Below are 12,554 nucleotides of genomic sequence, written 5' to 3'. Positions count from 1 at the left end.
TTAAAAGCCTGTACTTTTTAAGAAGTGCAGGCTTTTGTCTAGAAACGAGGGCTTCGACTCCGCTCAGCCTGACACACGATATCTTTGAGAACACGATTGTCAGGCTGAGCGGAGTCGAAGCCCTTATTTTATATTTCGAAATTCGGTTGGAGACAATCCGGTTTGTTTTTTGAAAAGTCGGGAAAAATAAGAGTAATCTTCGTAACCTACTATATAAGCAATTTCACTTACCGCCAATTGTTTGTCGATTAACATTCTTTTAATTTCCAGAATCACACGATCCATAATGACTTCGGTTGCTGTTTTTTGTAGAATTTCATTACAGATTCGGTTTAAGTGCTTCAATGTAATATGCAATTTCTCTGCATAAAAAGAAGGCGATTTTTCTTCTCTGAAATATTGCTCCAAAAACATTTCAAACGTGTTTATCTTAATATTATAAGAATGTGTCTGATGCGAATAGGTCTCATTATATTTACGGGCAATTTCGATATGAATACAATCTAACAAATTCAGCATTTTGTCCAGTTGATATTTATTATCCTGATTGTTTTCCTCAATCAATAACTCAAAATAGGGCAGGATTTTCGGTATTTGATTTTCTTCGAAAACCATTTCCGGCCGGTTATGAATGGAGTGATAAAAATTATACTCATTGATATTTTTTTGTCCGAAATACAAATTATAAAGTTCCTGCGAAAAAATAATCACGAAGCCTTCAATATCTTTAGACAAACTCCAGTGATGCATTTGTCCGGGCTGCAGAACGAATAAACTGCCTTTTTTTATTTCGAACTGATCAAAATCAACTTCGTGTTGCCCTGAACCTTTGGTAAAAAAAACCATCAAATAAGAATCATGACGATGTGGTTCTTCGACAAAACTATGATCTTTTAAATGCTCTGCAAATGTATTTACGTAAAAATCACGATGAATATCATTACAACTAAAATTCTGAACACTATAAACGGGATATCTTTTCATAATAATGTCTTTATTGTGCTATAAGTAGCGAAGATATAAAAAAGACTTTTATAAGTCTCTGAATTACCTTTGTATAAATAAAAAACAACAAGATCATGTCAAGTGCATTAACTCATATTTTTAAAAACGAATGTCCCATTTGTCATACAGGAAAAGTCTTTAAAGACAAAAATATTTTTCTGAATTTTAGTTTACCTAAAATGAATGAATACTGCAGTCATTGTAATTATAAGTTCCAGAAAGAACCTGGCTATTTCTTTGGTGCTATGTATGTAAACTACGGATTAACTGTTGCGCAAGGTATTGCTACTTATTGCATTGCTCAGTTTTTCTTTGAAAAAAATTTCGACCTGAGAATCATTCCTATTATTGCTGTTGTAATTATTCTTCTAACTTCTTTCAATCTCCGATTTTCGAGATTAGCATGGATTTATATGTTTAAGGATTATACGAGCTAAAAAAATACTATTTTTGCCTTTCAATTGAAACTAATTTTCAATTTAGAAAAATTCAACTTTAAATTAGAGAAATGAAAGCATACGTATTTCCGGGTCAGGGCGCACAATTTACAGGAATGGGCAAAGACTTATATGAAAGCTCGGCTTTAGCCGCAGCATTATTCGAAAAAGCCAATGAAATTTTAGGTTTTAGAATTACAGATATTATGTTCGAGGGTACTGCCGAAGAACTAAAAGAAACTAAAGTTACCCAGCCGGCTGTTTTTTTACACTCGGTTATTTTAGCAAAAACTTTAGGCGAAGATTTTAAACCCGAAATGGTTGCAGGACATTCTCTTGGAGAATTTTCGGCATTGGTTGCTAACGGGACTTTATCTTTTGAAGATGGTCTTAGATTAGTTTCCAAACGTGCTCTAGCAATGCAAAAAGCTTGCGAAATTACTCCATCGACAATGGCTGCTGTTTTAGGTTTAGCTGATAATATTGTTGAAGAAGTTTGCGCTTCTATTGACGGAATTGTGGTTGCTGCAAACTACAACTGCCCGGGACAATTGGTTATTTCAGGAGAAACTACAGCAGTAGAAAAAGCTTGTGAGGCAATGAAAGCTGCCGGAGCAAAACGTGCTTTGATTTTACCTGTTGGAGGCGCTTTTCACTCGCCAATGATGGAACCGGCAAGAGAAGAATTGGCTGCTGCAATTGAAGCAACTACTTTCTCGACTCCTATTTGCCCGGTTTATCAAAACGTAACAGCTAGTGCTGTTTCTGACGCAAACGAAATCAAAAAGAACTTAATCATACAATTGACAGCTCCAGTAAAATGGACTCAATCTGTTCAACAAATGATCGCTGATGGCGCTACTTTGTTTACGGAAGTTGGTCCCGGAAAAGTATTAGCCGGTTTGATTAATAAAATTGATAAAGAAGCGGTTACTGCGAATGCTTAATTTTTAGTATTCAGTCTCAGTTTTTAGTTTTCAGTCACTGACTGTATAAATAAAATCCTCATGAACAGATTGTTTATGAGGATGTTGTTTTTATAATTCATTTGCTTCTTCACAGTAATTATTAGTAATTCCTGTTATCAAATAATTTTGGTCTCTTTTTTCGAAAAAGATATACCAAGTTGTTCGGGTATTTGGTTTATAAAAAATATAATTTGAACCTAAATACTGAAGAAGTTTTGGAGTTTGCTTATGAGGAGATTTTTTAATTCTTTCCGGAATGGCATCGTAAATATCATCAACATATTCATCTGCAGATTCTATAAAACCAAAGTATTCTTTTTTATACAGGATTATAACCAAATCATTAAGATGACTAATTACAGAGGGTGTATAAATAACTTCTATTTTCCCCACCATTCCCTAATTCTCCTTTTAGATTCTACTTTTGCTTCCTCCGGTGTTAATCCTTTTGCAAATTCAGCATCAAAATCAAAAGTATCTCGATCTATTCCTTTAAATATTGGTTTCTGAACTTCATATTCTACAGTAGGTTCTTCAACATTATCTTTTTTCAGTTCTTCTTTTTTATTATTCATAATTCCTACAATTTTACCTTACAAATTTACAAATAAAATCTTTACTAAAATAAAAACCCCAAATAATCAATTTAGATTATTTGGGGTTTTATATTCTAACCTGAGACGCACTGCTGTGCATCTCTACCTGAAAACTGCGACCGAAAACTGAAAACTAGTTTAAGAACGAACCTTCTGTTCCCATTTCCAGGCACTTGCCATTGCTTCGTCTAAACTTAGTTCAGCTTTCCAGCCTAAAACATTGTTTGCTTTATCAGTATTAGCGTAAGCTTCAGTAATATCACCTTCGCGACGTGGCATAATTTTGTATGGTAATTTTTTATTGCTTACTTTTTCGAAACTTTGAATCACCTCAAGAACTGAACTTCCTTTTCCGGTTCCTAAATTAAAGGTTTCTACTTTTTCTAAATTCTTTTTATTAAATAAGCGCTGTAATGCAATAACGTGTGCTTTTGCTAAATCTACAACATGAATATAATCACGAACAGCAGTTCCGTCAGGAGTTGGATAATCATCTCCAAAAACTGATAATTCTTTACGCAATCCTATTCCAGTTTGTGTAATAAAAGGCACTAAATTTTGAGGAACTCCTAATGGTAATTCTCCAATTTCGTTACTTGGATGCGCTCCAACCGGGTTAAAATAACGTAATAAAATTGCATTGATATTCGTTACTTTAGCCGTATCTGTGATGATTTCTTCTCCAATTTGCTTCGTATTTCCGTATGGAGACATTGCTGCCTGAACGGGAGCATCTTCTGTAATTGGCATTTTTTCGGCCTGACCGTAAACCGTACAAGACGAACTAAAGATAAAGCTTGCATCAGGTTTTTGCTGTAATTCCTGCAGCAAATAAACTAACGAGGCGATATTGTTTTCGTAATATAATAAAGGCTGTTCGACACTTTCTCCAACTGCTTTTGAAGCTGCAAAATGAATTACTCCGGTAACATCGTTGTGTTTTTTAAAGAAATCCTGAACTGACGCTTTTTCTCTTAAATCTAATTTTTCGAATAAAGGCGTTTTTCCTGTAATGGCTGTAATTCCTTTTAAAACATCTTCTGTAGAATTCGAAAGATTATCAATTATCACTACTTCAAAGCCTTCATTTTGCAATTCGACTACGGTATGAGAACCAATAAATCCTAATCCTCCTGTTACTAATACTTTCATTTTGTGGTTATTTTTTATGTAGTTAATTTATAAGCTTGTCTCGCAATAAGAATCCAGTTATTTTTTTGTTTTTGCCAAACAAGCATTATTCCTATTTTTATATCTCTGTCAATTCCGCCGTCTTTAGTGTGAGCAGACAAAACATGTCTCACTATTGCAACATCATTCTGAATCGATATCGTTTGGTTTTGAAAATCTATCGTTACAAAGTCAGATTTGCCACTAACGATTCCGTCTATAAATTCAGCCTGATTTTGAAAATTACCATTCGAATGAACGTAGGTTAATTTTTCAGAAGTTAGTGCTTTTAATTTACCTGCATCGGCATCAATCATTGCTTTACGCAAAATTTCAACTTGATTGTTTACAGCAGTTTCTTCTTTAGCATTCGATTTTTGTGCAAAAACCGAAAACGGAATAAGAATAATCAAAATTAAAACACGCAGGATTCTCATAATTATTTTTTCAAAAATTCTAAAACTGAATCTGTAATGAATTTAATTTGCTCGTCATCCAATTCTGTATGCATTGGCAAAGCAATAACTTCTTTTACTAATTGATTCGTAACCGGAAATTGTTCTTCTTTATAACGAGTATCAACATAAGCTTTTTGTGAGTGCAACGGAATTGGGTAATAAATAGCACATGGAATTTGCTTATCCTGCAAATGCTGTAATAAAGCATTTCTATCTGCATCAACAATTCTCAATACATATTGGTGGAAAACGTGATCATTTTCGTTGGCATCAAATTCCGGAGTTATAATATGTGTATTTCCTGCAAAAGCTGCATTGTATTTTGATGCTGCTAAACGACGTGCTGTATTATATTCGTCTAACAAAGGCAGTTTTGCATTTAAAACCCCAGCCTGGATACTATCTAAACGTGAATTTACACCAACAACATCATGATGATAACGCTCGTACATTCCGTGATTTACGATTCCGCGGATAATGTGTGCCAGTTTATCATCGTTGGTAAAAATTGCTCCACCATCGCCATAACAGCCTAAGTTTTTTGAAGGGAAGAATGAAGTTGCAGCAACATGACCAATTACTCCTACTTTGCTTTTTACTCCTGATTTCGAAATATAATCTGCACCAATTGCCTGCGCATTATCTTCGATTACATATAAGTTATGTTCTGCAGCAATTTCCATAATCGCATCCATATTAGCAGCGCGACCAAATAAATGTACCGGAACAATTGCTTTTGTTTTTGGCGTAATTGCTTTTTTAATAGCTTCGATATCAATATTCATATTTACCATATCAACATCTACCAAAACAGGTGTTAATTGCAATAAAGCAATTACCTCAACAGTCGCTGCAAAAGTAAAATCAGCCGTAATTACCTCATCGCCTGGTTTCAAATCTAAACCCATCATGGCAATCTGCAAAGCATCTGTTCCGTTTGCACACGGAATTACATGTTTTGCTCCCAGATAATCTTCAAGATTTTTTTGAAATTGATGAACTAATGGTCCATTTATATAAGTATTTGTATCTAAAACCTCCTGAATAGAAGCGTCAACAGTAGTTTTTATTTTCTCGTATTGACTTTTTAAGTCAACCATTTGAATTTTTTTCATTTTCAATATATTTTTAAAATTAAAGTTCTGTTTTGAAGTCAGAATCTTTAAAAGGAGGAACAAAAATAGTTATTTAATACCTTCAAACCAATGAAAATAATTGAAAGAAGCGTAATTTAGCCACAAAAACAAACAGATGCTTTTTCTATATAATTTAGTTATTTCTATTGCGGGGTTTTTTCTGAAAATCGTAGCTCTTTTTAGTCCGAAAATTAAGCTTTTTGTTGAAGGACGTAAAAATGTCTTCCACATTTTAGAAGAAAAAATAAAACCTTCAGACAAAACAATCTGGTTTCATGCTGCCTCACTTGGCGAATACGAACAAGGCTTACCTGTAATCGAAAAAATAAAAGAAAAATATCCTGATCATAAAATCATTGTTACTTTTTTCTCTCCTTCCGGATACGAAGTGCGTAAAAATAACACAGTTGCCGATGTAACTGTTTACTTGCCTTTGGACACTAAAAACAATGCAAAGAAATTTTTAAAACTGGCAAATCCGGAATTGGCTTTTTTTATTAAATATGAATTTTGGCTGAACTATTTAAAAGAACTTGAAACGAGCAAGACTCCTACTTATTTGATTTCCGGTATCTTCAGGGACAATCAGATGTTTTTTAAATGGTACGGTAGTTTTTACAGAAAAGCACTAAAAGCATTTACTTATTTCTTTGTTCAGAATGAAAGTTCGAAAGAAAAAATCGAAAGGATAGGTTTTCACAATGTTATTGTTTCCGGCGATACCCGGTTTGATCGTGTCAATGCCATCCTGGAAAGAGACAACTCTCTTGATTTTATTGAAAACTTCAAAAACAACCAGCCTGTTATAATAATAGGAAGCTCATGGCCAAAAGACGAAGCCCTGTTAATTGAATACATCAATCAGGCACCGGATAATGTAAAATTCATTATTGCACCTCACAACATCAAAGCTGATCAAATAACAAGCCTTAAATCCGAAATTAAAAAATCGACTGTATTATTTTCAGAAAAGAAAGACCTGGACTTATCAGGCTTCAATGTCTTTATTATTGATACGATAGGGTTGCTGACTAAAATTTACAGTTACGGAACGATCGCTTATGTAGGCGGAGGTTTTGGCAACCCGGGAATTCATAATATTCTTGAACCTGCAACATTTGGAATCCCCATTGTGATTGGTCCAAATTACTCCAATTTTGCCGAAGCTATTCAACTTGTTGCACTTGGAGGCTGTATTGTAATTTCTGATACTAATGAATTGAAGCAGAATCTGGACCGTCTGCTTAGTGATGAAAATTTCTTAAAAGAAAAAAGTCAGATCTGTAAAACATATATTCAGGACAATAAAGGAGCAACAGACACTATTATGAATGTCGTTTTTTAAGCAATTCACACTAACATTCCTCTATTATTTTCGTTATTAATTGCATAAGAACTTCAAGAAGCTCTTTTTTTGCTTTCTCTATCTTACTAAATAATGAATAAAAACCAAAACAAATCGTAATCAAAGGAATAAAACAGCCAATTATCTTATTGAATATTCAGACAAAAATAATTTATTCAAAAAATATAATAATATAACATAACTTTAGCATTGTGGCATATTATTTGATAACTAAGATAATCGTGAGCAATTGAAAATATTTAAAAAAAAAAATAAAAAAATATTTTACATATTAAAAAATTTATATCTTTGCCACGAATTAATAATTAACCTTTTATAATAAAGTAAGATGAAAAAAGTATTTTTAAGTTTAGCTGTTGTTGCTGTTTTAACTGTTGTATCTTGTAAAAAAGCTGACGCTGCAGCTACTGAGTCTGTAGATTCTACTGCTGTTGCTGTTGATTCTGCTGCTGCTGTAGTTGATTCTGCTGCTGCAACTGTTGATTCTGCTGCTGCTAAAGTTGACTCTGCTGCTGCTAAAGTAGAAGAAGTAAAAAAATAATTAGAACCTAGTTTCTAAAAATTTTAAAACCATCCTTGAGATGGTTTTTTTTGTGCTTAATTTTAAAATTAAACACTCAGCATAAAAAAAAGCGACCACCACAGTGATCGCTTTTTTTTCTATCCTTCAATTTCCTCTCCAACTTCATCCTCGACCAGTTCATCTTCAAAAATCGATTCACTCGATGAGAAATCCAAAATTTCAGACCTTGAACCGTAAGTCACAATTTCTTTAATTCCTTTCTGCAAAAGCAACTCTGTAGTGTATTTACGACTCGTTGCGAAATGAACCTCCCCTAACATCAATTTAAAAAAATACTTTCCGCCAGAGCCTTTAAATTTTAAAAAACGGGCCTGATCTATATTAGCTTTAAACTTTTCAATATCCTCTTCGCCTTCAAACTTTAATTCATAACTCAAACTTGTAAATATCACTTTACCCTTCCTCGAAGTAAATACGAATTTATATTCATCGTTAAATCGCTTACTTATTACAAAAGCACCCATTTATTATTTTAGATTTTAGATTGTTGTTTTTAAACTAGATTCTTAGATTCTTTTACAAATAAATTTACCTTGCAAATTTACCTTAAACCACGCAGAGTTTACACCATAAAAAAAGCCTCTTCAAAAGAAGAGGCTTTAGTACTCAGAGCGGGACTTGAACCCGCACGAACATTGCTGTTCACTGGATTTTAAGTCCAGCGTGTCTACCAATTTCACCATCCGAGCATTATATGATGTTGAGCGAAAAACGGGGCTCGAACCCGCGACCTCGACCTTGGCAAGGTCGCGCTCTACCAACTGAGCTATTTTCGCATTTCAAATTTTACTAAGAACCGCAATACCTGAATTGTTCTGTATTGCGAGTGCAAATTTAGGACATTTATTCAATTACACAAGCCTTTTTTGAAAAAATATTTAGCTTATTTTATAACTTTCTGATAACCTAAACTTTAAATCTGAATTATTTTTTAACTAACATCCTTTTAATCTCATTAAGCTTCATTAATGCTTCAACCGGTGTTATTGCATTTATATCAAGACTCATGATCTCTTCTTTTATTTCTTCTAATAAAGGATCATCCAGATTAAAGAAACTCATCTGCATTTCGTCAGCTGCTTCTTTTACTCCGTTTAACGCATCGCTGGAATGATTTTTTTCTAATTTCTTCAATAACTTCTGCGCTTTCAAAATTACGATTTGAGGCATTCCCGCCATTTTTGCTACATGAATTCCAAAACTATGCGCACTTCCTCCTTTTACCAGTTTTCTGATAAAAAGAACGGTGTCTTTTAATTCTTTTACTGCAACATTATAATTCTGGATTCTTGGCAGCGAATCTGTCATTTCATTCAGTTCATGATAATGCGTTGCAAACAATGTTTTCGGTTTTCCCGGGTGCTCGTGTAAAAACTCGGCAATAGCCCACGCAATCGAAATTCCGTCATATGTACTTGTTCCTCTTCCAATTTCATCCAATAAAACCAAACTACGATCAGAAATATTATTGAGGATCGAAGCCGTTTCATTCATTTCTACCATAAAAGTAGATTCGCCCATCGAAATATTATCTGATGCTCCTACTCTGGTAAAAATTTTATCCACAATTCCCATTCTTACACTATCAGCCGGAACAAAACTTCCCATTTGAGCCAATAACACAATTAATGCCGTTTGTCTTAAAATAGCCGACTTACCGGACATATTGGGTCCCGTAATCATAATAAGCTGTTGCGTTTCTCTGTCTAAATAAACATCATTAGCAATATAAGGCGTTCCTACAGGCAATTGTTTCTCGATAACAGGATGCCTTCCGTTTTTGATTTCAAGCTCAAAGGTTTCATCAATCTCCGGACATACATATAGATTCTCTACGGCCAATTGCGTAAACGAACACAAACAATCTAATTGCGCAACCAAATTCGCATTTATTTGCACTGGCTTGATATAAGTCGCAATCCAGGCTATTAATTGCTCAAAAAGTTCTGATTCGATTTTATGAATTTTCTCTTCAGCACCTAGAATCTTTGTTTCGTATTCTTTTAATTCTTCGGTAATATAACGCTCCGCATTTACCAGGGTTTGTTTACGAATCCATTCTGTCGGGACTTTATCTTTGTGCGTATTTCTAACTTCGATATAATATCCAAACACATTATTGAAAGATATTTTCAAAGAAGAAATTCCCGTTCTTTCCGATTCTCTTTTTTCAATTCCTTCCAGGTATTCTTTCCCTGATGTAGAAATAGCACGCAAATCATCCAGCTCTTCGCTAATCCCTTTTGCAATCGCATTTCCTTTTGCAATAGCTACAGGTGCATCCTGATTCAAAGTCGTTTTAATCTTCTCTCGTAATAAATCGCAGGAATGCAAACTATCTCCAATAATTTTCACTGCTTCCTGCGGACTTTCTAATGCTAAGGTTTTAATTGGAATAATGGCATCAAGAGATTCTTTCAGATAAACAATTTCACGTGGCGAAACCTTTCCGGCAGCAATTTTAGAAATCAAACGCTCTAAATCTGAAATTTGCTTAATTTGATATTGAATATTGTATAAAACTTCAGGATTTGATTTCAGGTATGAAACTACATCATGACGTCCTTTTATTTTATTAGCATCTTTTAATGGTAAAGCCAGCCAACGTTTCAATAAACGTCCGCCCATTGGCGAAAGCGTCCTGTCGATAACATCTAAAAGAGTTACTGCATTTGGATTGTAACTATGGTATAATTCTAAATTTCTAATAGTAAAACGATCCATCCACACATAAGCATCTTCTGCAATACGCTGAATTGCCGTAATATGCTGAACACGATTGTGCTGTGTCTCGGATAAATAATATAAAATTGCTCCGGAAGCTACAATACCATCTTTTAATTCTTCGATACCAAAACCTTTTAAAGAAACGGTCTGAAAATGTTTGGTCAACGTTTCCAGCGCATAATCTTCTTTGTAGATCCAATCTTCTAAATAAAAAGTATGAAAGTCTTCTCCAAAAGCAGCTTTAAAATCTCCTTTATTATTTTTTGGAACCAGAATTTCACTAGGATTAAAATTCTGCAATAATTTATCAATGTATTCCGCATTTCCCTGAGCAGTTAAAAACTCTCCGGTAGAAACATCCAGAAAGGAAACTCCGATATTTTTATTGGCAAAATAAACAGATGCCAAAAAGTTATTTGTTTTTGATTGTAAAACCTCATCATTCAAAGAAACTCCCGGGGTTACCAGTTCTGTAACGCCACGTTTCACGATAGTTTTTGTCATTTTTGGATCTTCAAGCTGATCACAAATCGCTACACGAAGTCCGGCTTTAACTAATTTTGGCAAGTACGTATTAATAGAATGATGCGGAAAACCTGCTAATGCAGTTTCAGTTTCAGAACCAGCACCTCTTTTAGTCAATGTTATCCCAAGGATTTTTGATGCTCTAACTGCGTCTTCCCCAAAGGTTTCGTAAAAATCACCTACTCTGAAAAGCAGACATGCATCAGGATATTTTCTCTTGATTTCGTTGTACTGTTTCATTAACGGTGTTTCTTTCACCACTTTCTCTTTCGCTGCCAAATTATTGTGTTTTAAATGAAAAATATAAGACAGCGAATTTATAATATTTTGAAGGAATATCGAAGTGGTTCAAAAATTAAAATATTTTAAGAAATTTTTATATTAAGATATAAGATTTTTATATAGATTTGTTCATAATTAAAACAAAGATTCTAAAGATGAAAAAAATAATTTTATTCGCTATGTTAGCTGTAGTTGGAATTACTGCTTCTAACGCTCAAGCTAAAAAAGCAACGGCTAAAGTTGCTAAGGTTGAAGGAGCCGGAATGGCCTTTGAAACAGAAACTATTGATTACGGAACTATCGCTCACAACGCTGATGGAAAACGTGAATTCGTTTTTGTAAACAACGGAACTAAACCATTAATCATTACAAATACGCAAGGATCTTGTGGTTGTACTGTACCAACAACTCCAAAAGAGCCTATCGCTCCGGGAGCTAAAGGTATTATTGGTGTAAAATACGCTACTGACAGAGTTGGTGCTTTTACAAAAACTGTAACTGTTACTTCTAATGCTGAAGGACAACCTACAAAAGTACTTACTATTAAAGGTACAGTTTTACCAGATCCTGTTAAAAGCTAATCTGAAAAACAAAATAAAATAAATCGAAAAAGCTTCCTTATCTTTGGAAGCTTTTTTTATGACCTGAATACAACACAAAATGAGAAAACTCGAAAATAGCGAACTAGACAGAAAATCAATCGAAGATTTTAAAAAATCAGACAAAACACCTCTAATAATAGTTTTAGACGACATTCGCAGCTTACACAATATTGGTTCTGTGTTTAGAACTTCGGATGCTTTTTTAGTAGAGAAAATAATTTTGTGCGGTATTACGGCTACTCCTCCCAATAAAGAAATTAATAAAACTGCTCTTGGCGCAACTGACACTGTTGCCTGGGAACATCATGAAAATGTATTGGAAGTTATTGAAAATCTTAAAAAAGAAAATGTACTAACATTGGCTATTGAGCAGGTTGAAAGTGCTATTTTTCTTCAGGATTTTAAAGTTGAGAAAAATCAAAAATATGCTCTTGTTTTTGGCAATGAAGTTCATGGCGTAGCTCAGGAAGCTGTAGCAATTTGTGATGGCTGTATCGAAATTCCTCAATTAGGAACCAAACATTCCTTAAATATTGCCGTGAGCGCAGGAATTGTTGTTTGGGATTTATTCCAGAAATTAAACTGGCCAAATACAATTTAAGAAAACCATCTACTGTTCTAAAATGTTATTTTACAGTAGATTTTAGCTTTAAATGTTAGAAATTAAAATATATTTTTTTGTGATTATAAAATTGATAC

General features: G+C 33.9%; 14 protein-coding genes and 2 tRNA genes. 6 read left to right on the top strand and 10 right to left on the bottom strand.

Translation table 11 applies throughout. The features are described 5' to 3' along the window. Nucleotides 1-123 precede the first annotated feature (123 nt). Entirely contained in the window at nucleotides 124-984 is an 861-nt protein-coding gene (locus QLQ94_RS08850) for a helix-turn-helix transcriptional regulator (RefSeq protein ID WP_271338229.1), read from the bottom strand. Nucleotides 985-1,079: 95 nt separating this feature from the next. Here QLQ94_RS08850 and QLQ94_RS08845 point away from each other — a divergent pair, with 95 nt between their 5' ends. Continuing rightward, nucleotides 1,080-1,442 (top strand): DUF983 domain-containing protein, encoded by a 363-nt coding sequence (locus QLQ94_RS08845; protein WP_271338230.1) that lies wholly within the window; start codon nucleotides 1,080-1,082, stop codon nucleotides 1,440-1,442. Between the two features lie 71 nt (nucleotides 1,443-1,513). Then, nucleotides 1,514-2,389, top strand: a complete 876-nt coding sequence (fabD, locus tag QLQ94_RS08840) for an ACP S-malonyltransferase (RefSeq protein WP_271338231.1) — start codon at nucleotides 1,514-1,516, stop codon at nucleotides 2,387-2,389. Between the two features lie 90 nt (nucleotides 2,390-2,479). Here fabD and QLQ94_RS08835 read toward each other — a convergent pair whose 3' ends face one another. From QLQ94_RS08835 to QLQ94_RS08815, 5 genes are all read right to left on the bottom strand, one after another. Beyond that, a complete protein-coding gene (locus QLQ94_RS08835; protein ID WP_271338232.1) occupies nucleotides 2,480-2,806 on the bottom strand; it encodes a hypothetical protein in 327 nt (108 codons plus the stop codon). Next, nucleotides 2,791-2,985, bottom strand: a complete 195-nt coding sequence (locus tag QLQ94_RS08830; RefSeq protein WP_271338233.1) for a hypothetical protein — start codon at nucleotides 2,983-2,985, stop codon at nucleotides 2,791-2,793. The genes QLQ94_RS08835 and QLQ94_RS08830 overlap by 16 nt, the downstream gene beginning before the upstream one ends. A gap of 159 nt (nucleotides 2,986-3,144) precedes the next feature. Beyond that, nucleotides 3,145-4,158 (bottom strand): UDP-glucose 4-epimerase GalE, encoded by a 1,014-nt coding sequence (gene galE, locus QLQ94_RS08825; protein WP_271338234.1) that lies wholly within the window; start codon nucleotides 4,156-4,158, stop codon nucleotides 3,145-3,147. Nucleotides 4,159-4,172: 14 nt separating this feature from the next. Beyond that, nucleotides 4,173-4,613, bottom strand: a complete 441-nt coding sequence (locus QLQ94_RS08820; RefSeq protein WP_271338235.1) for a nuclear transport factor 2 family protein — start codon at nucleotides 4,611-4,613, stop codon at nucleotides 4,173-4,175. A gap of 2 nt (nucleotides 4,614-4,615) precedes the next feature. Beyond that, nucleotides 4,616-5,749 (bottom strand): DegT/DnrJ/EryC1/StrS family aminotransferase, encoded by a 1,134-nt coding sequence (locus tag QLQ94_RS08815; protein WP_271338236.1) that lies wholly within the window; start codon nucleotides 5,747-5,749, stop codon nucleotides 4,616-4,618. 136 nt (nucleotides 5,750-5,885) lie between these two features. Between QLQ94_RS08815 and QLQ94_RS08810 the strand changes: the two genes are divergently transcribed. Together QLQ94_RS08810 and QLQ94_RS08805 are read left to right on the top strand one after the other, a co-directional pair. Continuing rightward, nucleotides 5,886-7,115 (top strand): 3-deoxy-D-manno-octulosonic acid transferase, encoded by a 1,230-nt coding sequence (locus tag QLQ94_RS08810; RefSeq protein WP_427401947.1) that lies wholly within the window; start codon nucleotides 5,886-5,888, stop codon nucleotides 7,113-7,115. Nucleotides 7,116-7,464: 349 nt separating this feature from the next. After that, the gene (locus QLQ94_RS08805; RefSeq protein ID WP_055095081.1) at nucleotides 7,465-7,677 is read left to right on the top strand and encodes a PG1828 family lipoprotein; all 213 of its coding nucleotides are present in this window, start codon (nucleotides 7,465-7,467) and stop codon (nucleotides 7,675-7,677) included. Between the two features lie 119 nt (nucleotides 7,678-7,796). Here the strand turns inward: QLQ94_RS08805 and QLQ94_RS08800 are convergent, their stop codons facing one another. The 4 genes from QLQ94_RS08800 to mutS all read right to left on the bottom strand — a co-directional run bounded on the left by QLQ94_RS08800 (nucleotide 7,797) and on the right by mutS (nucleotide 11,250). Further along, the gene (locus tag QLQ94_RS08800) at nucleotides 7,797-8,183 is read right to left on the bottom strand and encodes a DUF1508 domain-containing protein (protein WP_271338238.1); all 387 of its coding nucleotides are present in this window, start codon (nucleotides 8,181-8,183) and stop codon (nucleotides 7,797-7,799) included. 139 nt (nucleotides 8,184-8,322) lie between these two features. Beyond that, nucleotides 8,323-8,408 (bottom strand) — tRNA-Leu (locus QLQ94_RS08795). Between the two features lie 14 nt (nucleotides 8,409-8,422). Beyond that, nucleotides 8,423-8,495: transfer RNA gene (locus tag QLQ94_RS08790), tRNA-Gly, on the bottom strand. A gap of 148 nt (nucleotides 8,496-8,643) precedes the next feature. After that, nucleotides 8,644-11,250 (bottom strand): DNA mismatch repair protein MutS, encoded by a 2,607-nt coding sequence (gene mutS, locus QLQ94_RS08785; protein WP_482499529.1) that lies wholly within the window; start codon nucleotides 11,248-11,250, stop codon nucleotides 8,644-8,646. Nucleotides 11,251-11,408: 158 nt separating this feature from the next. On the opposite strand from mutS, the gene QLQ94_RS08780 reads away from it, so the two are divergent. Together QLQ94_RS08780 and QLQ94_RS08775 are read left to right on the top strand one after the other, a co-directional pair. Next, complete coding sequence (locus QLQ94_RS08780) at nucleotides 11,409-11,834, top strand: DUF1573 domain-containing protein (RefSeq protein ID WP_199002571.1); 426 nt, start codon at nucleotides 11,409-11,411, stop codon at nucleotides 11,832-11,834. A 79-nt stretch (nucleotides 11,835-11,913) separates the two neighbouring features. Then, complete coding sequence (locus QLQ94_RS08775) at nucleotides 11,914-12,456, top strand: RNA methyltransferase (protein ID WP_271338240.1); 543 nt, start codon at nucleotides 11,914-11,916, stop codon at nucleotides 12,454-12,456. Nucleotides 12,457-12,554 lie beyond the last annotated feature (98 nt).

This window comes from Flavobacterium sp. B114r (assembly GCF_056824125.1).
Note: the sequence above shows the minus strand (reverse complement) of the source record. Positions and strands in the feature narration are given on the sequence as shown.

What these genes read in the sequence shown, in the direction of transcription:
- fabD (WP_271338231.1), top strand. Translation starts at nt 1,514, where the DNA reads ATGAAAGCATACGTATTTCCGGGTCAGGGCGCACAATTTACAGGAATG.
- QLQ94_RS08820 (WP_271338235.1), bottom strand. Translation starts at nt 4,613, where the DNA reads ATGAGAATCCTGCGTGTTTTAATTTTGATTATTCTTATTCCGTTTTCG.
- QLQ94_RS08815 (WP_271338236.1), bottom strand. Translation starts at nt 5,749, where the DNA reads ATGAAAAAAATTCAAATGGTTGACTTAAAAAGTCAATACGAGAAAATA.
- QLQ94_RS08845 (WP_271338230.1), top strand. Translation starts at nt 1,080, where the DNA reads ATGTCAAGTGCATTAACTCATATTTTTAAAAACGAATGTCCCATTTGT.
- QLQ94_RS08835 (WP_271338232.1), bottom strand. Translation starts at nt 2,806, where the DNA reads ATGGTGGGGAAAATAGAAGTTATTTATACACCCTCTGTAATTAGTCAT.
- QLQ94_RS08850 (WP_271338229.1), bottom strand. Translation starts at nt 984, where the DNA reads ATGAAAAGATATCCCGTTTATAGTGTTCAGAATTTTAGTTGTAATGAT.
- QLQ94_RS08805 (WP_055095081.1), top strand. Translation starts at nt 7,465, where the DNA reads ATGAAAAAAGTATTTTTAAGTTTAGCTGTTGTTGCTGTTTTAACTGTT.
- QLQ94_RS08800 (WP_271338238.1), bottom strand. Translation starts at nt 8,183, where the DNA reads ATGGGTGCTTTTGTAATAAGTAAGCGATTTAACGATGAATATAAATTC.
- QLQ94_RS08810 (WP_427401947.1), top strand. Translation starts at nt 5,886, where the DNA reads ATGCTTTTTCTATATAATTTAGTTATTTCTATTGCGGGGTTTTTTCTG.
- QLQ94_RS08775 (WP_271338240.1), top strand. Translation starts at nt 11,914, where the DNA reads ATGAGAAAACTCGAAAATAGCGAACTAGACAGAAAATCAATCGAAGAT.
- QLQ94_RS08830 (WP_271338233.1), bottom strand. Translation starts at nt 2,985, where the DNA reads ATGAATAATAAAAAAGAAGAACTGAAAAAAGATAATGTTGAAGAACCT.
- galE (WP_271338234.1), bottom strand. Translation starts at nt 4,158, where the DNA reads ATGAAAGTATTAGTAACAGGAGGATTAGGATTTATTGGTTCTCATACC.
- QLQ94_RS08780 (WP_199002571.1), top strand. Translation starts at nt 11,409, where the DNA reads ATGAAAAAAATAATTTTATTCGCTATGTTAGCTGTAGTTGGAATTACT.